This is a genomic window from Fontisphaera persica (genome assembly GCF_024832785.1).
In the GTDB taxonomy this organism is placed as follows: Bacteria; Verrucomicrobiota; Verrucomicrobiia; order Limisphaerales; family Fontisphaeraceae; genus Fontisphaera; species Fontisphaera persica.
Map to the genome: position 1 here is coordinate 1,507,347 of NZ_CP116615.1, position 19,702 is coordinate 1,527,048.

At 57.9% G+C, this 19,702-nt stretch carries 18 protein-coding genes; 7 read left to right on the forward strand and 11 right to left on the reverse strand.

The features are described 5' to 3' along the window. Nucleotides 1–618 carry a GTP-binding protein gene (locus NXS98_RS05235; protein ID WP_283847420.1) on the reverse strand — a complete coding sequence of 206 codons (618 nt, stop codon included), beginning with the start codon at nt 616–618 and terminating at the stop codon, nt 1–3. Between the two features lie 14 nt (nt 619–632). Continuing rightward, the gene (locus NXS98_RS05240; RefSeq protein WP_283847422.1) at nt 633–2,120 is read right to left on the reverse strand and encodes a roadblock/LC7 domain-containing protein; all 1,488 of its coding nucleotides are present in this window, start codon (nt 2,118–2,120) and stop codon (nt 633–635) included. A gap of 44 nt (nt 2,121–2,164) precedes the next feature. Here NXS98_RS05240 and NXS98_RS05245 point away from each other — a divergent pair, with 44 nt between their 5' ends. From NXS98_RS05245 to NXS98_RS05255, 3 genes are all read left to right on the forward strand, one after another. Continuing rightward, nucleotides 2,165–2,305: a hypothetical protein gene (locus NXS98_RS05245; protein WP_283847423.1), complete on the forward strand. Its 141-nt coding sequence runs from the start codon at nt 2,165–2,167 to the stop codon at nt 2,303–2,305. Nucleotides 2,306–2,630: 325 nt separating this feature from the next. Further along, nucleotides 2,631–3,416, forward strand: a complete 786-nt coding sequence (locus NXS98_RS05250) for a dihydroorotate dehydrogenase electron transfer subunit (protein WP_283847424.1) — start codon at nt 2,631–2,633, stop codon at nt 3,414–3,416. Continuing rightward, nucleotides 3,413–4,330, forward strand: coding sequence for a dihydroorotate dehydrogenase (locus NXS98_RS05255; protein WP_283847425.1), 918 nt, complete (start codon nt 3,413–3,415; stop codon nt 4,328–4,330). Before NXS98_RS05250 ends, NXS98_RS05255 begins: the two co-directional genes overlap by 4 nt. A 121-nt stretch (nt 4,331–4,451) precedes the next feature. Here the strand turns inward: NXS98_RS05255 and NXS98_RS05260 are convergent, their stop codons facing one another. Continuing rightward, nucleotides 4,452–5,747 carry a PhoH family protein gene (locus NXS98_RS05260; protein ID WP_283847426.1) on the reverse strand — a complete coding sequence of 432 codons (1,296 nt, stop codon included), beginning with the start codon at nt 5,745–5,747 and terminating at the stop codon, nt 4,452–4,454. Next, the gene (locus tag NXS98_RS05265; protein WP_283847427.1) at nt 5,744–6,481 is read right to left on the reverse strand and encodes a glutathione S-transferase N-terminal domain-containing protein; all 738 of its coding nucleotides are present in this window, start codon (nt 6,479–6,481) and stop codon (nt 5,744–5,746) included. The genes NXS98_RS05260 and NXS98_RS05265 overlap by 4 nt, the downstream gene beginning before the upstream one ends. Nucleotides 6,482–6,661: 180 nt before the next feature. Between NXS98_RS05265 and NXS98_RS05270 the strand changes: the two genes are divergently transcribed. After that, on the forward strand, nt 6,662–7,588 hold the full coding sequence (locus NXS98_RS05270) for an endonuclease/exonuclease/phosphatase family protein (RefSeq protein WP_283847428.1): 927 nt from the start codon (nt 6,662–6,664) through the stop codon (nt 7,586–7,588). On the opposite strand, the gene NXS98_RS05275 is transcribed toward NXS98_RS05270, so the two are convergent. Next, nucleotides 7,570–8,571: an MBL fold metallo-hydrolase gene (locus NXS98_RS05275; protein ID WP_283847429.1), complete on the reverse strand. Its 1,002-nt coding sequence runs from the start codon at nt 8,569–8,571 to the stop codon at nt 7,570–7,572. The genes NXS98_RS05270 and NXS98_RS05275 overlap by 19 nt on opposite strands. 190 nt (nt 8,572–8,761) lie before the next feature. Here NXS98_RS05275 and NXS98_RS05280 point away from each other — a divergent pair, with 190 nt between their 5' ends. Beyond that, the gene (locus NXS98_RS05280; RefSeq protein WP_283847430.1) at nt 8,762–9,436 is read left to right on the forward strand and encodes an HAD family hydrolase; all 675 of its coding nucleotides are present in this window, start codon (nt 8,762–8,764) and stop codon (nt 9,434–9,436) included. 8 nt (nt 9,437–9,444) lie between these two features. Here NXS98_RS05280 and NXS98_RS05285 read toward each other — a convergent pair whose 3' ends face one another. The 4 genes from NXS98_RS05285 to NXS98_RS05300 form a co-directional block, all read right to left on the reverse strand. Next, nucleotides 9,445–10,305, reverse strand: a complete 861-nt coding sequence (locus tag NXS98_RS05285; protein ID WP_283847431.1) for a sugar isomerase domain-containing protein — start codon at nt 10,303–10,305, stop codon at nt 9,445–9,447. Between the two features lie 86 nt (nt 10,306–10,391). Next, complete coding sequence (locus NXS98_RS05290; RefSeq protein ID WP_283847432.1) at nt 10,392–11,069, reverse strand: hypothetical protein; 678 nt, start codon at nt 11,067–11,069, stop codon at nt 10,392–10,394. 229 nt (nt 11,070–11,298) lie between these two features. Beyond that, the gene (locus NXS98_RS05295; protein WP_283847433.1) at nt 11,299–12,147 is read right to left on the reverse strand and encodes a glycoside hydrolase family 16 protein; all 849 of its coding nucleotides are present in this window, start codon (nt 12,145–12,147) and stop codon (nt 11,299–11,301) included. Nucleotides 12,148–12,165: 18 nt separating this feature from the next. Further along, nucleotides 12,166–13,677: a glycoside hydrolase family 5 protein gene (locus NXS98_RS05300; RefSeq protein WP_283847434.1), complete on the reverse strand. Its 1,512-nt coding sequence runs from the start codon at nt 13,675–13,677 to the stop codon at nt 12,166–12,168. Between the two features lie 242 nt (nt 13,678–13,919). Here NXS98_RS05300 and NXS98_RS05305 point away from each other — a divergent pair, with 242 nt between their 5' ends. After that, nucleotides 13,920–14,153 (forward strand): hypothetical protein, encoded by a 234-nt coding sequence (locus NXS98_RS05305; RefSeq protein ID WP_283847435.1) that lies wholly within the window; start codon nt 13,920–13,922, stop codon nt 14,151–14,153. 27 nt (nt 14,154–14,180) lie between these two features. Here NXS98_RS05305 and NXS98_RS05310 read toward each other — a convergent pair whose 3' ends face one another. Next, nucleotides 14,181–15,470, reverse strand: coding sequence for a citrate synthase (locus tag NXS98_RS05310; RefSeq protein WP_283847436.1), 1,290 nt, complete (start codon nt 15,468–15,470; stop codon nt 14,181–14,183). Between the two features lie 144 nt (nt 15,471–15,614). Beyond that, a complete protein-coding gene (ptsP, locus tag NXS98_RS05315; protein WP_283847437.1) occupies nt 15,615–17,393 on the reverse strand; it encodes a phosphoenolpyruvate--protein phosphotransferase in 1,779 nt (592 codons plus the stop codon). Between the two features lie 71 nt (nt 17,394–17,464). On the opposite strand from ptsP, the gene NXS98_RS05320 reads away from it, so the two are divergent. Next, on the forward strand, nt 17,465–19,702 hold the full coding sequence (locus NXS98_RS05320; protein ID WP_283847438.1) for a PAS domain-containing protein: 2,238 nt from the start codon (nt 17,465–17,467) through the stop codon (nt 19,700–19,702).

Consider the following 19,702-nt stretch of genomic DNA (forward strand, 5'->3'; position numbering starts at 1 on the left):
TCACGCAATTTTTCTGCCGCCCAAATTGATGAATTTATGCAACAACATGCGCACAATCATGTTCATCGTCTCAAACACCCCCTCGCACTTCGTTGCCGTGGCCGGAAACGACGGGACTTGCACATCGCGGTTGTTGAGCAGGAATTCCATGTACTCAATGGGGGCTACATTCGGCAGGTCGCGCTTGTTGTATTGCAGCACGTAGGGGATGTCGTCGAGGTTTAACTTGAGCGATTTCAAGTTGTCTATCAAGTTCTGAAAGCTCTCTACATTTTCCTGCATCTTGTCGTACTGGCTGTCGGCCACAAAAACAATGCCGTCCACACCGCGCAGCACCAATTGACGGGTGGTGTTGTAAATCACCTGGCCGGGCACGGTATAGAGCTGGAACTTGGTTTTGTAGCCCTTGATGGCCATGGCCTCCAAAGGCATGAAGTCGAAAAACAAGGTGCGGTCGGAGCTGGTGGCCAGGGAAACCATTTTGCCCTTGGCCTCCGGGCTGGCCACTTGCACATTGGCATGGACCTGCTCCAGATTCGTGGTCTTGCCACATTTGGCCGGCCCGTAATAAACGATTTTGACCTGCAGCTCTTTCGTGGCTTGATTGATAATCGCCATAGGTTGTTTGGGGGTTACATTTTCGACAGCTCACGTTCCAACTGCGCCAGTTCCGCCAGCGGGAGCGGTCGCTGAGGCTGGCTGACCACCGCCAGATACACCTTCCCGCACTTGCTCACACGCCATGCGGCGCCATTGCAAGTGAAGGTAAGTCCTTCCAAATTTCCCGCGCCCAAATCCCGGGCATACTGGGCTGTGCGCTGAAAAAGTTGCGGAGCAAAAGCCGCCACTTTATCGCCTGCCAGGGGCGGCAACACCTGAGCAGCCACCGACAAACCATCCTCGGATGCCACCACCGCCCCGGCAATCCCGGGCAGTTTAATCACCGCTTGCACTGCTTCTGCCGGCGTCTTGAGGGTGATTGCCGGTTTGGCGGGCGGGACGGCCGGCGCTGGTGCGGGGGCAGCGGCTGGGGCTGGGGCGGGTTTGGGCGCTGCGGCAGGAGCAGGAGACGGAGCGACCGCCGGAGCTGCATGCGCTGCAGGAGCAGCAGGCGCTGCCGACGCGCCTTTGCCCACAAACATATCCGGGATATTGGGGTCCACCTCCACCTTTTTCTGGGGAGTGGGAAGTTTGGAAACCGCAAGGAAGAGCGGCGCCACCACTTTAAGCGCCAGTTCCACGGTCACATTGGCCTGGGTGGTTTTCAGGGAAGGATTGGTCCAGCTTAACAATTGTCCCCATCCAAACGCCACTTTGCCGGTCTTCAACGCCTTGCCCATCTCCTCCACTGGCACGAGCAGAGTCCCCTCGGACAATTTCAACTGTTGGATTTCGGCCTTTATAGGCTCCGGCCAGTTTCCGCTCACAGCCGAAACGGGAACGGCCACCATTCCCGGCGGCGCCGTGGGAGCTGCGGCAGGCTCCGCCGCCGGTGCAGGCGCGGCAGCAGGCGCCCGTGCGGGAGCTGCGGGTTTGGCCGCGGTGGCCGCCGTCATTTGTTGCAACAAATCGGCAGAAACTTTGAGCGGACCGGCAGGTTCGGCGGGTTTGGCAGGGGGCGGCGGTGGGGGCGGCGGCGGTGGTGACGGAGGTTCCACAGCTTTGGTTGCAGGAGCCGGTGCCGCCACTGGTTTCGGGGGCGGGGGCGGTGGTGCAGCAGGCTTGGGAGCAGGCGTCGGCGCGGGTACCTGTTTTTGGGCGGGTGTTTCCACCGGCGCAACGCCAATCACCGTGGTTTTGGGCGGGGTTACCGGCTCACCTTTGGGCCCAAACAAACCTGCCACGTCTTCGGGAATCTCAATGACCTTCTGGTCCGTCCGCCGGCCAAAATCCGAGGGGGAAAGCCTTGATAAAACCTCGCTCAAAGGAATTTCCACCATTTTCTGGTCGTCCTCGCCGGCCGCCAACAAAGCCCCGGCGGCTGTCATGCGGCGCAAATCCCCAAACGAGAAGCGCACTGCGCCTGAGGGCAATTGCTGGGTCACCAATTTCTTGGGAATCAGAAGCATCTCGTTGGGATTGGCCACCTTGGGCTTTAGCGTCGGCGGCAATTTATCCATGATAACCTGGAGCGGTAGTTGCAATTCATCACCCGTGGCAGCGCGTGACACAGGAACTGCTGACGGCGCTGGTTGCGCAGGTGCCGCCGCTGGCTTTTCCGGAGCCGGAGGCGCAGGTGCTCCGGCGGGCTTGGGAGGCGCAGCAGGAGCCGGAGCTGCAGGGGCTGCAGAAGCGGGCTTGGTAATGGCCGGAGCAGGCGCCGGCTTTTTGAAAAGTTGTTTGAGTTTCTCGAACATGTTCAGGCCTTTAACATGCGCTGCGTTTCGGACGCTGCTAACAGGTACATGGCAAGCTATACGGCAAAAAATCCAAACTGCAAAGCAAAAAGATACCCTTTACCCACGGCATACGGTCATAAACCGCAGCTTTTCGATTGTCCCACCTTGCGGCACACACGATTGCTGACCTCGACGGAGGATACACGCCAATTATTGTTGGCGCGTGGGTACAGCATTTTCGCGCCACCCTGAGATTGACAGGAATGCGTCTGGCTCCCATGCTCGCCGCGCATGGTTGAACAGGATGTCATCATTCTGGCCAATGAGAATTTTACCGGACAGTACCACCGCCTGGTATTGCAAGCCGACCGCATTGCTCCGCAAGCGCAACCGGGACAATTCGTGCACCTTCGGATTCCCTTGCTGCGGGAGGCCCTGCTGCGCCGTCCCTTCAGCATTTATCAGGTCAAAGACCAGACGTTGTCGGTACTTTACAAAACCGTGGGCAAAGGCACGCATCAACTGGCACGCCTCAAACCGGGGCAAATGATGAATGCCATCGGCCCGCTCGGTCACGGTTTTACGGTTCCCGCCTCCCCGCAAATCAGGCCGCTGCTGGTGGCTGGCGGCTATGGCATGGCAGCCCTCTATTTATTGGCCGAACGCGCTCCTCGCGCCGGCGTGGTATTTGTGGGGGGTCGCAAGCAGGGAGACATTTTATGCGAGGCCGAATTCCGCGCGTTGGGATGGGAAGTGCGGGCGGCCACTGAAGACGGCAGCTACGGCAGACGCGGGCTGGTCACTCTGCCTTTGCGCGAGGAACTGGAGCGCGACGCCAGTGGGGTGCGCCTGTATGCTTGCGGCCCGACGCCCATGTTGAAGGCCGTCAGCGCACTGGCGCACGAGTTCAACGTAGAGGCGGAACTGTCCATGGATGAACACATGTGTTGCGGCGTGGGAGTATGCCTGACCTGCGTCATCCCCGTTCGCACCAGTGAAGGCTGGGAATACCAGCGCACCTGTACTGAAGGGCCGGTTTTTACCGCCAACTCCATTGCCTGGGAGGTGATGGCATGAACTGGTCTGTCCGCATCGGCTCCCTCGTCATGCCCAACCCGGTCACCGTGGCTTCCGGCACGTTTGGGTACGGGGTGGAATACGCACGCCTTCTGGATTTGAATCAACTGGGCGCGGTGGTGGTGAAAGGCATACGGCTTGAGCCTGTCCGCGGCAATCCCACTCCGCGCACGGTGGAAGTAGCGTGCGGTCTCATCAATGCCATTGGCCTGCAAGGCCCGGGAGTGGACGGTTTCATTGAGAAATACTGGCCATTTCTCAAAACCCTCCAGGTGCCGGTTATCATCAACATTTGGGGTTGCACGGTGGACGAATACGCGGAAGTGGCCCGTCGTTTCGATGCGCTGGAGGGGGTGGGTGGACTTGAACTCAACGTCTCCTGCCCGAATATCAAGGAAGGCGGCGCCCATTTTGGCACAGATGTGCGCTTGCTGGAGAAGGTTGTTGCCGCCTGCCGAAAAGCCACACGCCTGCCCTTAATCACCAAACTAAGCCCCAATGTGCCCAGCATCGTCCCGTTTGCCCAGGCCGCCGAAGCTGCCGGCAGTGATGGTCTTTCCATCATGAACAGCTTTCCCGCCATGGCCATAGACATAGAAACCCGCCGGCCGCGTCTGGCAAATATCACCGGAGGCTTGACCGGCCCCTGCATCAAACCCATCGCCGTCAAACTGGTGTGGGAGGCCGCCCGGGCGGTTAAAATCCCCATCATTGGCATGGGCGGTATTCAATCCGCCGAGGACGCCCTCGAATTCATCATCGCGGGGGCTTCCGCCGTGGCTGTGGGCACGGCCAATTTTTATGAACCGCAAACCTCGTTGCACGTGCTCCAAGGCATCCGTGAGTACATGCAACGCCACGGCATTGAAGACCTGAAAAGTCTGGTTGGCGCCGTTAAGTTGCCGCGTGTTTAGCTCGGCCTAACAGCTCTTACAGGGAAGGTGGTGGGACGGGGGTGCGTTGGCGAAATGAATTAATATGCAGGCGCATCAAGGGTGTGCTCCCCTTTCCCAAGCTGCTGCTCTCTCCCCTGCCCTACAGAATATTCGCTGCCAGCTCCGCCAACTCCGAACGTTCACCCTTTTGCAGTTCAATGTGGGCCGCTAGCGGTTGGGCACGAAACCGGCTGACTAGATAATTGAAGCCGTTGGAGGCGGAGTCCACATAGGGATTATCAATCTGGTAAGGGTCCCCGGTAAATACCACCTTGGTGCCGTGTCCCACCCGCGTGCAGATGGTTTTGACCTCCAAGGGGGTAAGGTTTTGGGCCTCGTCAATCACCATGAACTGGTTGGCGATGCTGCGGCCGCGAATATAACTCAACGCCTCCACCACGATGGTGCCGCTACGCAACAAGTCAGCCGCCCGCCGGTGCTCGTGCCCCATGTTCAAATCGCTCAGCATTTCCAGCGCGTCATGAATGGGTTGCATCCACGGATTTAACTTCTCTTCCAAGGTGCCCGGCAGGAAGCCCAATTCCCGCCCCACCGAGACCGTGGGTCGCGCAACGACAACGCGGCGAAATTCGCGGTCCAAGACGGTGCGCTTCAAGCCCGCGGCCATGGCCAACAAGGTCTTGCCCGTGCCGGCTTTGCCCATGAGGGTGACCAGCCGGATGCGGTCATCTAAAAGCGCATCCAAGGCAAAATGCTGTTCCCGATTGCGTGGCTTAATGCCCCATACCCCCTCCCGGCAATCCAAAATCGGCACCAGTTTTTTGCCGGATACATCCACCTTGGCCAGCGCCGGCCGCCGAGGATGGCCGGCGTCATTCAGGATGCAGTACTCATTGGGATAATGCCCGTTTAAGGGGACCTCCAACTCTCCATTCAGCCGGAAAGCGGCCATCTCCTCAGTGCTCACCGTCATTTCAAACATGCCGGTGTACAAATCCTGAATCCGGACATGGTCTGTCTCATAATCCTCCGCCGCCAGGCCGCAGGCATCCGCCCGGATGCGCAAATTGATGTCCTTGGTCACCAAGACCGTTTTGCGACCCTTGTCTGATTGGGCCACGGCCAGGGCATGCGCCAAAATCCGGCTGTCCACACTATGGTTTTGATGGCCATTACCGTTGTTTTGCTGAAATAAAATCCGCAGCAGCCCCCCATTGCGCAAAGGCACGCCCCCGCTCAAGGCGCCCTGCTCTCGCAGAGCATCCAGGGTGCGGCTGACCGTGCGGGCATTTTGCCCCAATTCGGTGGCCTCCCGTTTGAAGCGGTCAATCTCCTCGATGACCTCAATGGGGATCAGGACGTGGTTTTCCTGAAAGTTGAAGATGCTGTTCGGATCGTGAAGAAGAACGTTGGTGTCGAGGATGTAGTTTTTCACAGGTTAAACTCGCTTCTGCGGCAGGTGTCCATCCGTTGGTACCACTCGGCCAGCCGGTTGTGGGGCGCCGGCAACTGGTAATGGCCGCTGTACAAATAATTGGCCAGCATGCCGTACAAGTCAAAATCCACAAAGCGGGGACGCTCCTCGAGCAGGAAAGGCCGCGTGGTCAACATTTGCTCAAAAGGCAGCAACCGCCGCTGCAATTCTTCCAGCAGGGTGACCTGTTGCCGCCGCCATTGCTCCAGGCAACCCCGCCCAAATTTGCGCTCCTTGAAACGAATAAAGTCCAGATGCTCCCGCGCCGGCACAAACTCACGAAAATAAATGTCGTTCAACTTGAAGCAGACCTCTTCGATTTCGTTTTCAATGTGCCGCCATAGAATGTTCTGCACCCCAGCCAGCGGACGGGGAAATAAATCCAATCCCAGGGTGTTGTCCACGTATTTGGCAATCACCTGCGATTCATGGTCCGTTTCAAAGATCACATTCCGGCCATGCTTGAGAATGGGCACTTGATAATAACGCTGGCGCGTCAGCCGCCAGACCAGCGTCCGATCCGTGCAGGTAATGTTCACGATTTTGAAACGGGCCCCCGCATACTCAAGGATGCGCCGTTGCACCAGGCAAAACGGGCTCCAAGGAAATTGCACTAAAACCATCATGGTCTGGCGGTTGGCGAGAATGGCATCCACTGCAAAGAGCGGCACCGGCCTGCCCGCCGGCCACGGCATGGGTGCTCGGAGGGCGCCGTTAAATAAACCATGGTGTGCCTCACGAGTTTCTTTTAGTGAGAGCCGCGCTGCCTGACAAGTCATTTTGCGAAATTTGCATCCGCTCCAGTCCACACCCGCCGTGACACGGTACGAATCCGCTTTGACATCGCCCCGCCTTGCCCGTAATTCATTTCCCTGATGCGTGTCATTCTGAGCATTGGCCTCAGCCTGCTGTTGGCCGGTTTGTGGTCTGTCGAGTCGGCGGAAAAAATCCGCATCGCCGAATACAACCTGGAAAATTACCTGGACCAGCCCGCCGGCAACCGTCCCGCCAAAAGCGCGGAAGCCCGCGCCAAAATCCGGCAAAGCATTCGCTCCCTCAAACCCGATGTCCTTGCCTTGATGGAAATGGGCAGCACCAATGCGCTGTTGGAATTGCGCGATTCATTGCAGGCTGAGGGGCTGTCCCTGCCCCATTGGGAATGGGTGCGCGGCTGGGACACCAACATCCATGTGGCCCTCCTCAGCCGCCTCCCCATCGTGGCGCGGCGGCCTCATACCAACCTGACCTACCTCTTGTATGGGCGCCGCTTTCATGTCAGCCGTGGTTTCCTGGAAGTGGATTTGCGCGCCACAAACGGCTACCAGTTCACCCTCCTTGCCGTTCATCTCAAATCCCGCCGTCCCATTCCCGAAGGCGACGAAGCGGAGATGCGGGAACAGGAAGCGAGGCTGTTGCGGGAAATCATCACCGAACGGCTGGCGGCCAATCCCAGCCTGAATCTGGTGGTCCTGGGTGATTTCAATGATACCAAGGATACGCGCAGCGTGCGCACGATTATGGGCCGTGCCAATGCCCGCAATGGTTTGGTGGATACCCGGCCCGCCGAACGCAACGGTGACTCCCTACCCCCATTGAACGCCCGACAGGACGCCCGACGCATCACCTGGACTCATTACTATGGTGTGGAAGATTCTTACAGCCGCATTGATTACATCCTCCTGAGCAAGGGTATGGCCGCCGAGTGGATTCCTGAAGAAACCTACGTCCTGGCGCTGCCTAATTGGGGGCAGGCCTCCGACCACCGCCCCATCGTGGCGACCATTTATGCAGAAGACCGCTGAGGTCCGACCGCGGTGCCGTGCGCATCCAGGGCAAACGTTTCGCCCACCTGCCGCCAGGCAATGCGGGCCGGCTCTGCGCGCAGGGCGTGGCAAAAACGTTGCACCGGTTCCTCCATGGGTTCGTCGCTTAGTTTGAAGGTTTCGTGATGTACAGGCGCAATAAACCGCGCCCCGGCATCGTTGGCCATTTCCACCGCCTCCTCCGGCGTGCAATGGTTCCAAATCCACGGATCATAGGCCGCTATGGGCATGATTGCCAAATCAAACGGCCCCAGGCGCCGGTGCTGCTTGAACAAGGGCGTCATGGCTGTGTCGCCCGCAAACAACACCGACCTTCCCTTCCGGCGCATGATATACCCATTGTAACCGCGCACTTTCTTGTTGGGCCAGCGCTGCCCCCAATGCCGCACCTGGATGGCCTGAATCTCCAGTTCCCCATGTCCGTTTTTGAAAATGAATGGCTCGTTCCAATCCAATTCCTTGATTGTGGCAAACTCCATCCCTTCCAATAAATCACTGGTCTCGGGCGCGGTGATGACGGTGGCGGTCTTGGGCAATTGGCGCAGGGTCAAGCAGTCAAAGTGATCATAATGCGCGTGCGATAATACAATTAAATCCACGGCCGGTATATCCGCCACGCCCAGAGCCGGGGCGATATAGCGTTTAGGCCCGATGTTGCCCATCCATGCCACTGGCCCCACTCGCGGGCTGAAAACGGGGTCCAACAACAGGCGCACGCCAAAGAAATTGATTAAAGTGGTGGCATGTCCCAGCCAGCTTAAAGTCAAATGCTCCTCCTTCCACCGAGCCGGCATGGGCCGGTGGGGTGGTGGCGCCATCTTGCGGAAATAGTCAGCACCCAGCATTCGCAGCACCCGGGCCGCCCGGCTCTGTGAACGATGCACCCACCACGCCCCCGTCACTGCAGCAAGGCCGGTGGCTGCGAGCGTGTATTTCAGCCAGGTCCGGCGGCTTTTTGCCATGCCCTAAATCTGTTGGCCTGCCCCCCATTGTCAAGGCCCCAGTACTCTGCTTGGAAAGGCTCCGTTTTACTCACCCGGACTGGATTAGGCGCTGGTCCGCACTCCAGAGTCGGCATCGAATTCTCGTTCGCCTTCCACTTTTCCTTTTTCAGTTGCCCAACTCCTCCTCCGCTCCTACCTTTGCCGCACTATGGTCCGGCTGGCCCTATTTGACATTGACGGCACCCTTATCCGCACTCATGGCGCGGGGGTGAGGGCCTTTGCGCGTGCCTTTGCCGTTGAGTTCGGCCTGGGCAACGGCACCGAAACCATGAGCTTTGCCGGCCGCACCGACACCAGCCTGGTGCGTGAATTCCTGCGGCAACATGGCCGGCAGGTCACGCCCGAGGACATGCAGCGCTTTTTTGACTGCTACGTCTTCCTCTTGGACCATTACCTGCGTGAATCCACCGGCGGGGTCATCCCTGGGGTGCCAGAGTTCCTTGCCGCGCTGCAACGCCAGCATCCGCCGGCGGTTTTGGGGTTGCTTACGGGAAACATTCGCCTGGGCGCGGAAATCAAATTGCGCCGGTTTGGTTTATGGGGGCCGTTTGTCACCGGCGCTTTTGCGGATGACCATGAGGATCGCAACGAAATTGCCCGCGTAGCCTTTGCCCGGGGCCGCGCGCTGCTTGGCGATACCCTCCAACCCGACGAAGTCCTGGTGGTCGGTGACACGCCTCATGACATCCGATGCGGCCGCGCCATTGGCGCCAAGACCCTGGCTGTGGCCACCGGCGGCGCCACATTGGAGGAGTTGCAAAAACACCAACCAGACTGGGCGGTGCCCACTTTGGAGGGCTTTCCAGTGGAAACTTTGGCCTGAAACCCTGTTCAGGTGATAAAAAACGAGCCCGTGTCGAATTCCTCGGGTGGTTTCTCGGGTGTGCGGCGGCGGAAAGAGGTGATGGACTCCGTTTGGGCCTCCAATTCCTGATGCAGCTTCGCCAACAGCCGCGCCTGCTCCGCCACTGCCAGCTCAAACAATCCATGCGCGCGCTCTTGACCCGCCAAAGCGGGGGCCACCAACACCTTGGGTGGATGCCCCGCGCGGGCCAGCCGCCGGGCCACTTCGACTTTGAGGCAATTAATCACCAGACAGCCACCCAACGTTGACGCGCTACCCACCGGCTCCTCCACTCCTTCCACCGTAATGAGCGCGTCTCCGGTGGGTGCCCCTGTATCCAGGACCAAATCCGCAAAGTCTTGCACCTTCCGGCCTTCCGGATGCCGTGAGGCACTTACCGCAGAGTGACGCAAGCTCACCAGGGCCACCACGCGAATGCCGCGCTGCTGAAACAAGGCCGCCATCTCCACGGGGACCACGCTGCAACCACTGGAGGTGATGATGAGCGCGGCATCTTTGCGATGCAGCGCAAAATTGCGCAGAATTTGTTCGGCCAAACCGGGAGTGTTTTCCAAATACATCGCCTGGCGCGGGCCGTTGGCTCCCACCGGATTGGGCGCGCTTAAGGCCAGTTCTACAATGGGATGAAATCCCGGAAAGGAGCCGTTGCGAGGCCAGAATTCCTCCACCATTGCCCGGCATTGGCCGGTGCCAAAAACATGCACCATGCGCCCCGCCAGGATGGCCTCAGCAAACCAATCCGCCGCCTGTTCAATGGCTGCTATTTGCCCCGAAATGCAGGCAATAATTTCCCTGGCCTTGGCCAGGTAAGCTTCTGCGGGTTTCATGCCTCCACTATACCCCCCAAGCGCTGTTCTGGCCAGTTTTGTTTACTTCTTGTAGGAAGCCCTGCCCTTGGGAAGATTGGCTTTTTTCAGGGGGTCCGAATGACGCGCGTGGGCGGCTGGTAAAGCGTCGCAGCCGGGTTGGGAACAGGGTTGGTAACAGCAGCCCCCGGAGGAATGACTGAGCCATCCGGCCGCCAAATCGCCCCTGGTTGTAGATTGGGCGGGGGCTGAATCGGCATCGGGATACCGGTCGTAGCATTCAAGGCACCTCCTGGCAGGCCTTGCACAGGAGGCTTGTTAAGTAGAGCCATATTGGTAGGCATGGCAAAAGCCGCCGCTGGTGCGGTGGGAGGGGTAATTCCATCCTTTTTGAAATCCAGTTCTTTTTCTTGATCCCGAATCTTCACCCGCACCGTCTCCGCCGCGGTGTCTATGGCCAGGACCTCTATATCCCCTTCCTTGTCCCCTTCCTGCATAATCCTGGATTCCGGGGCGGCTTTGCCTGGTTCGCTAATCTGCAGAATGGCCCGTTTGTTTCCCATGATGCTGAACACCCCGGTCAGATTAACTTTCGTAGCCGGCGGCGGCGGGGCCGGCGGGGGAGCCGGGGGCGCGGGAGCCTTCAAATTGAAAGCATTGCGTTCGGTGATGCTCTTGCCCGGCAGTTTTTCCTCCTTAGTGTCCAGCGATATAACCACCCCTGCGCCGGTCAGCAAGACCGCCGTTGTCGCCACGATGAATCGCCAAAAAAACATGCCTGCCATGAATATACGCCTTCCCAGTTCATTACACCAAGCCGAAAAAATAGTTGCGCTGCCGCGGGCTTTAGCCTTGCTCCACGCCAACTTAAGGCGCCGCCTCTCGCTTCGGCGAATGTTCATAGCGAGGGTGGAAACCACGCTTCATGCGCCAACAAGGGGCGCCGGTCTCTCTCGCCCTTGTCTCCCTTTTTCATCCCTCTTCATCCCAATTGGGGGCAAGAGCTCACGCTCCCTATGGCTTTTGCCGATACACCCGCACGTAATCAATAAGGTATTTTTGCGGCAAGACCGTGTCGTCCATGGCTCCTCCCCAAGAACCGCCCAAGGCCAGGTTGAGCAATAAATAATGGGGTTTGCGGAAAGGGTTATCCGGCCCCGTCCCTGCCTTGTCCAACGGATAAGTGAAGTACTTTACTTTATCAAAATAGAAATCCATCTGGTCTGGATACCATTCCACGGCGTAGATGTGAAAATCTGCATAAGGGGTATTGGTTACAATCCTTTGGCCCAGAGATTGATGCCGCCCCTCCCCGAACCAATGAACTGTGGCATGGACATTGGTGGGGGCCTTGCCCACGAACTCCATGATGTCAATTTCTCCGCACCGTGGCCAGCCTACGGTCACCCGGTTGGTTCCCATCATCCAAATGGCTGGCCAGACCCCCATGCCCTGAGGCAGCTTGGCCCGTACTTCCACCCGTCCATATAAAAAACTCGCTTTGCCCAGCGTATTAATGCTCGCGGAGGTGTACTCCGCAAATTCCCTGCCGGCTTTACGGTTTTTGGGGTCGGCGTCGGGCCGGTAATGGGGATTGCGGAATTTCTCCTTGCGCCCTTCAATCACCAGGGCGCCATTTTCCTGCCGGCAATTTTCCAGCCGCCCGCGCGTGTAGTATTGCAACTCGTTGTTGCGAATCCACCCCTCCTCGTAATCCCACTTGGCCGGGTCCGGAAGCCCTGTGCCATTAAATTCATCAGCCCAAATCAATTCCCAGCCGGCGCCCCGTAAACCCGGAAGAGCCATGGTCAACCAACACCCCATCATGACCGCCATTACTACTTTACGCTTAGGATTAATCATATACTCAAGCATTAAGGGTTAATATTTCAGGTATTGCTGCAACAGTTCTAACATCTGCCGGTCCAGTTTGTGCCCGTGAAAATCCTCGTACTGCACATCATTGCGGCCGCTGTCCAATATTCCAAAGCTGCCGCGGAAGTTCCACAAGGCCCAGCCCATGCGATGCTGCTTCCATAGCTCCAGCCAATCCTTCATCCACGCCAGCGCCACCGGATGCGGTGTCCGATTGAAACACCCCCACTCCCCCACAAACACCGCCTGGCCTTCTGCTTGAATCTCCACCCAGGATTTAAGGTAATCCCGCAAAGTTTGGTCTGCCCGGCTCCCGGCGGGGGGCAACAAGCGCCCGCCTTTATCTACGCGCAAGGGGCTTTGTTTGCGGCCCCAGGTGGAATCCGGCCGCACGGTGTTGGTCTTGGCGCCGGGCATCACCAAGGACAGTTCTCGCAACCGGACCCAGTCGCCGTCCACATTTTCCACCGTGATTTCCCGGGCTGGTTGGGTCAACGTCAGGGTCCACCGCAAAGGTTTGACAGGTTCATGGTAGGTGTATTGGCGGCTTTCCGGCGAAACTTTCCATTGCCCGGCCTGGGTTTGCGGGTCACAGAGCAATTCCCCCACCATTTTTCCGTCGGCACGGGCGGCCAGCCGGCCTTTGACGGATATTTGTTGCACACTCAATTCCAGCCGTGTGCCAGCCGGAAACTCCCCGAGCAAAGCCAAGGGCGACTTAAATTCCGGCTTGGCCGGGCCATAAAGCATCCCGTTCACCGGCACCGGCGGCCAGGTGGGTTCAGGCCACTGATCACTGCCCTGCACCCAACTGGCGCGATAATGGGAAATGGTTCCCGGATGGTATCCCCGCGTGGCCTGCACCACGTTGGAATAACGCAAGAATTCCCTTGCCGGCTGTGCCCCCACGTTCATGCCGTCCACAATGATCAATCGTTTAGGATCCACGGCCTGGATTGCCTCAATGGCCCGCGTGAAGACCTTGAGATACTGCTCCCGCGTATGCCGCGCCGGTTCATTCAGAAGATTAAAACTAAGGCGAGAGGAAGGGATGTCTTTATAACGCCGGGCAAACATTACCCAATGTGCCACAAACGCCTCCAGCGGGGCCTCCTCAGTCCACAAATTCGACGGCTCCGCCGGCGGGTTGATACAAAAACCTGGGGCGCGATGCAGATTGATGGAGACGTGAATGTTGTATTTGTCCCCAAAGGCGATGGCCTGGTCAAAGTGCTTGAGGATCTCTTCACGGAATTGCAGCCAGTCATTGGTCTGCACATAACAACGGTAATCCACCGGCAGGCGGACATAATTAAAACCCAATTCCGCAATCCAACGGAAATCATCCTCCAAAAAAGGCGCATTTTGCCGCAGGGTGAATTTTTCCAATAAATTAAACCCTCGCCAGCGTGAAACATCCACCCCCCCCACCACCTGGGGGTCCGGCGCGGCGAATGCACCCAAAGGCAATAAATGAAATACCAATAATCCCGCGGTTAACCATGGTTTGGCGTTCATAAGGCTGGGATATTGGACGTGCCTGCCAGCCCATATCATCAATTTTTGTTCTCCTTCCGTTTCCTCCACGGCCTGCGAGCAGGTGGGGCACGCCTCCTTTTCCCGGAATTTCCCAGAGTGAGGGGCTGCACAGGGGATATTCTTAAAGTCCCCTCAAAAAGTGCCGATAAAAAATGTAGGGGTTGGACAGTAAATGTCCATCCCCACTGTTCAGAATGGCAGCGGTCAAAATGAAAACAACGATGAAAACGATGTACCGCGCCACGGCCCGGCAGATGGAATTGGGTTTGCCGCAACCTGCCACCCTGCATTACCACCCACGGCGTCAGCGACGCCTTCCCGGCGCTCACTGGTGGTTTCAACAAATGCGCCAGGCGGTGTTAAGCACCCCCTCCGGACTGCCCGCCTCTCCGGAGTTGCAAGCATCAAGTCCCCTGCCCGGCGCGGCAAGTGGCATGGACCCAAGCCAATCTTAACCGGCGTTGTGGCCGGGACGGCGAAAGTCAGGGACGGTTTTTGAGCGGCATATAAGGCCGCACGGTGGGGCCGACGTAAATTTGTCGCGGCCGGTAGATGCGGCTGTCGCCGCTTTCCATGATTTCCTTGTAATTGGCAATCCAGCCCGGCATGCGGCCGATGGCAAAAATTACGGTGAACATTTCGATGGGGATGCCAATGGCGCGCATGATGATGCCGCTGTAGAAGTCCACGTTCGGGTACAGCTTGCGCTCGATGAAATAGGGATCGCTCAAGGCCGCCTCCTCCAGCCGCTTGGCGATGTCCAACAGGGGATCATTCAGTTTCAGGGCCTTGAGCAACTGGTCGCAGCGGGCCTTGATGATCTTGGCGCGCGGATCGTAGTTTTTATAAACCCGGTGTCCAAAACCCATCAGGCGCTTGCCGCTGGATTTATCTTTGGCCATTTCAATGAATTTGCGGCCGTCATCGCCGGAATCATGAATCTGTTGCAGCATTTCAATCACCGCCTGATTGGCGCCACCATGCAACGGCCCCCACAAGGCGCACACTCCCGCTGCCGCCGAGGCAAACAGATTGGCCCGGCTGGATGCTACAAACCGCACCGTGGCCGTGGAACAGTTCTGCTCGTGGTCTGCGTGCAACAGGAAAATCAAGTCCAGCGCCCATACCACCTCCGGCTGCAATTCATAATCCTGGTACGGCTCGGAAAACATCATGTGCAGGAAGTTGGCAGTGTACTTGTAGCTGGGCTTGGGATAAATGATGGGCAAGCCATGCGCCTTGCGGTAGGCGAACGCTGCAATGGTGCGCACCTGGGAGATTAAGCGCGCTGCCATCAAATCAAACGTCGCCGGGTCGTACCCCTTCATGACTTCCGGGTAAAAACAACTGGTGGCGTTGATCATCGAGGACAGGATGGCCATGGGATGCCCCGTTGAGGGAAAACCCTCAAAGTGGTACTTCATGTCCTCGTGCAGGTTTTCGCACTTGGTCAGCAAATCGGAAAACCGTTGCAACTGTTTGCGGTTGGGCAGCTCGCCGTAAATAATCAGGTAGGCCGTTTCAATGAAGGACGACTTCTCCGCCAGTTCCTCGATGGGAATCCCCCGGTAACGCAGGATGCCCTTTTCCCCATCAATAAAGGTAATCTTGCTCTTGCAAGACCCGGTGTTGCCGTAACCATCATCCAAGGTGATGTAGCCACTTTGCTGGCGCAAGGTGGAAATGTCCAAAGCCTTCTCGCCCTCGGAGCCTTCCACCACCGGCAGCGTATAGGTCTTGTCCTCAATCGTCAGCGTCGCCGTTTTATTCATGAGCGCTCTCCTGTCTGGGGGTTAAGTATTCAGTTGTCTTAATTAATTGTGTGAAAAACTAATATCGGGAGACCGCCGCGCTCACAAGCGTTTTTCTTGTTGTACCGCGCTTTTTTTAATGGCCTGTCTCACCCAACCTGCGTATCACAATTCCGTTTCAAACAAACTGGGGGCCGCGCTGCGGGCCAATTGCCGCGAACGCTCCAAAATCTCCCGCGCGTCCTCACACTGCAACGCGAACGCCACGAGGTCCCGCGCCTCACTCATTTTCAGACGCCGGATGAGAAACTTGATCTGGGCCGCCACGGAGGGCGCGGCGCTAAGTTCATCCACCCCCAACCCCAGCAGGAGCGGCACCAGCACGGGATCCCCCGCCATTTCCCCGCACACGCCCACCCAGATGCCCTGGCGATGCGCGGCGGCTACGGTCTCCTGGATCAGTTTCAGGATGGCCGGGTGGGTGGGCTGGTAAAGATGGGCCACATGCTCATTCATGCGGTCCACCGCCAGCGTGTATTGAATCAAATCGTTGGTGCCAATGCTGAAAAATTGCACCCGCCGGGCCAGGGCATCAGCGATCAAAACCGCCGAGGGCACTTCGATCATTGCTCCTATTTGCATGGAGTCATCAAAAGGCCGGCCCTCCGCCCGGAGCTCTTGCTTGCACTCGGCCAGCAGGGCGTTGGCTTCCTCAATTTCCCGCGTATCGGAAACCATGGGATACATTAATTTCACATTGCCCCGGCTGCTGGCGCGCAGAATGGCGCGAATTTGCGTGCGGAAGATGTCCCGGCGATGCAGGCAGAAACGTATGGCCCGCCAGCCATAAAAACTGCTGGTCTCCGGACCGACGTTGACATGGGTCAGAAATTTGTCCCCCCCCAAGTCCAAAGTGCGAATAATCACCGGCGCTGGATGCAGCGCCTCGGCCACCGACAAGTAGGCCTGGTACTGCTCCTCCTCGGCGGGCGCCGATTCCCGGTTCAGGTAAATAAACTCCGTGCGGAACAGGCCCACCCCCTCCGCCCCGCTGGTCTTGACGGCCTCCACATCGCTCGGTTGCTCAATGTTGGCCGAGAGCAGCACCCGGCTGCCATCCAAGGTCACCGCCGGTTGGTCCTTTATCGAACGCAGTTTCTCCTGCAGGGTGACCTGCCGGCGCACCAGATGACCGTATTCAAAGAGCGTCTGGTCTGACGGATTGATGATCAACAAGCCATTGTAGCCGTCCAATAGCACCTGCTGCCCGGTGGCCAATTCCTGGCTGACCGTCTTCAAGGCCACCACCGCCGGAATCTGCAGACTGCGCGCGAGGATGGCGGTATGGGACGTGCGGCTGCCCACATCTGTGGCAAAACCCAAAATTTTGGTCTTGTCCAACAGGGCCGTGGTGGAAGGCGTCAAATCATGACTGATGACAATGCTGGGTTCAGTGAGGAGATTCAGTTGATGCTCATCCACACAGCCGAGGAGATTGTTGAGAATGCGATCCCCCACATCGCGCAAGTCCGCCGTGCGCTCGCGGAGCAGCTCGTCGTTGATTTGCTCCAGCGCGTTGACGTATTTCTCAATCGCCGTCTGCAGGGCATATTCGGCATTGACTTTCTCTTCGGTGATTAATTTCATCACCTCGTCCACCAATAATGGGTCTTCCAGGATTAGCAGATGGGCAGTGAAAATGTCAGCATCCTTGGCCCCCACACGGGCGCGAATTTGCTCCTGCAATTCCAGGAGCTGCTGACGGGATTGCACCAGGGCCTGCTCAAAACGCGCCACCTGGCCCGGCACGTCCGCTTCCGTCATTTCCAGCCGTGCCACTTTCTGCTCACGGCTGCCCAGCACCAGGACCTTGCCCCGGCACACCCCTCCCGAGGCAGGAATGCCCCGCAACACTTTTTCACCTGTCTTTGCCAAACCAGCCATGCTACGCTGGCATCGTAAAGTATTGCACCAAAATGAAAAGCAAAACCTTGCCCAAATTGTAATCAGGTGCCATGTCGGCCCTCACCACATATCCCGCCCCAGCCCATGACCAGTCCTCGCCCTGGCTGGGAAGCTCCTGGGGTATCACCGTGTGCCGCATTTTGGCCACCGCTCTGGTATTGATTGGGCTGCTGACGCTGGCCGGGTGGCATCTGGGCAACGAGCGCTTGACCCATTGGCGGCGGGATTGGGTACCCATGGCATACAACACCGCCTTAAGCATGGCCTTTCTGGGGGCCGCCCTCCTGTCCGCGACTTTCCACCGGCGGCACTTAAGCCGGTTTTTCACCGTATTTCCTTTCCTGTTGGGGGTACTAACCGTCTTTCAACATCTCAGCGGCATCTCCCTGGAATTGGATGAATGGATGGTGGCCCTAGAGACGTCCGTAGGCTCACAATCGCCCACCCGGGTGGCCTTAAGCAGTGGTTTGTGCTTCTTATTCACGAGTCTCGGGGTGTGGCTGGTCAACCGCGAAAAATTGCCAGAGTCTTGCCGGATTTCCATCAACCTCCTGGCCTGCCTGGTTATGGGCATTGCCCTGGCGGCCATGGTGGGATTTGTGCAAGGGTTGGCCCCGGAACAGGCATGGGGGCGATTTAACCTCATGGCTTTCCACAGTGCCTTGAGTTTTCTGCTGGCCAATGCGGCTTTGTTGCTATGGCTGCGCGAGAAAACTCCATCCGCCGCCTCCCAACCCTCCCCGCTACCCGCAGTCGCCGGCGGCATGGCCATCTTCACCTTGGCCTTGATATTCAGCCAAACCTTGCGCAACGAAGAAAGCCTGGCCTTGCAAAGGAATTGTTCGGATGCAGCCAATCTGGCCGCCGCTTATTGGACCAACCACCTGCATCACTACGATTCCACGCTGCAATTTCTGCGCAGTGTCTGGGCAGAAGAAGGCCCCCTCAGCCGGCAACAATTCGAGCAACTGGCTGGTTTGATTGCCGCCCGCCATCCCGATTTGCAGGCGCTGCAATGGTTGGACCCTCAAGGCATGGTGCAGTGGTGCATGCCGGTTCAAGGCAACGAGGCCATATTGGGCCAGTCGGGTATTTTCGACACGGTCCGGCGGCAGGCGCTGGAGCAAGCCCGACAAAGCCGTTCCCTCGCCCTGTCAGCATCCATCGAGTTGAAACAGGGGGGACTGGGATTTTTAATGTACCTGCCCCTGGAAAAACAGGGTCAATATGATGGCGCGCTGGCCGGCGTTTTTCGTTATGCCGACCTTGCCCATTACAACTGGGGCCGGCTGGCAAGCATGTTCGAATTGCGGCTGCGAGATGTTAAGACCTTCCAGCAAATCGTTTTCCCAGAAAAGCTGCCAGCGAAGGAGGTCTTCAATGGCTACACCCAAAAACGGGAAATCGTGTTCAAAGGCGCCCATTGGCAATTGGAGCTGACCCCTCGCCGCGAAACGGTCTTGCGCTCCTTGAGTTTGCTGCCTCGCGTGGTCTTGGGCGGAGGCGCGGTAATGGGGGTCATGACCGGCTGGCTCATTTACCTCCTGCAGGCCTCCAGCCAGGCCTCACGGGAATTGCGCCGCACCAATGAGCTCCTGCAGGCTGACATCGCGGAACGCCATCGAGCTGAGCAGGCTCTCCAGGAGCGGGAGGCGGGGTTGCGGCTGGCGCAAAGGGTGGCAAACATTGGCAGTTGGGAGCTGGATTTAAGCACCCAACAAATTACGTGGTCAGATCAAACTTACCGGATATTCGGTTTCACAACCGGCAATTTCACGCCAACGCGGGACAACTTTTATGCGCTGGTACGACCGGAAGACCGAGATTTGCTGAAGCAAAGAATCGAAGCCTTGATCAGGGAAGGCGGGGCTTTCGATCACGAGTTCACGGTACTGCTCCCTGGTGGCCGCGAACGCATTATGCACGAGCAAGCCGCCGTGGTGGTCATGCCCCATAGTGGCGCCGTCAAAGTCATCGGGGTGGTGCGGGACATCACCGAAATGCGTCTGGCCCAACAGGAACGGGAAAAACTTATTGTGGAGCTGCAGGAAGCTCTCGAAAATGTAAAAACCCTCAGCGGCTTGCTGCCCATCTGTGCCAGTTGCAAGAAAATCCGCGATGACCAGGGCTATTGGAATCAAATCGAGGTCTATCTTCAGAAACACTCCGACGCCAAGTTTACCCATGGACTTTGCCCCGACTGCGTCCGGAAGCTTTACCCTGAATTGGGGGATATCACCATCCCCACCAAGCATGCCCCCAAGGGAAACCCTGAATCACAAGCCTGA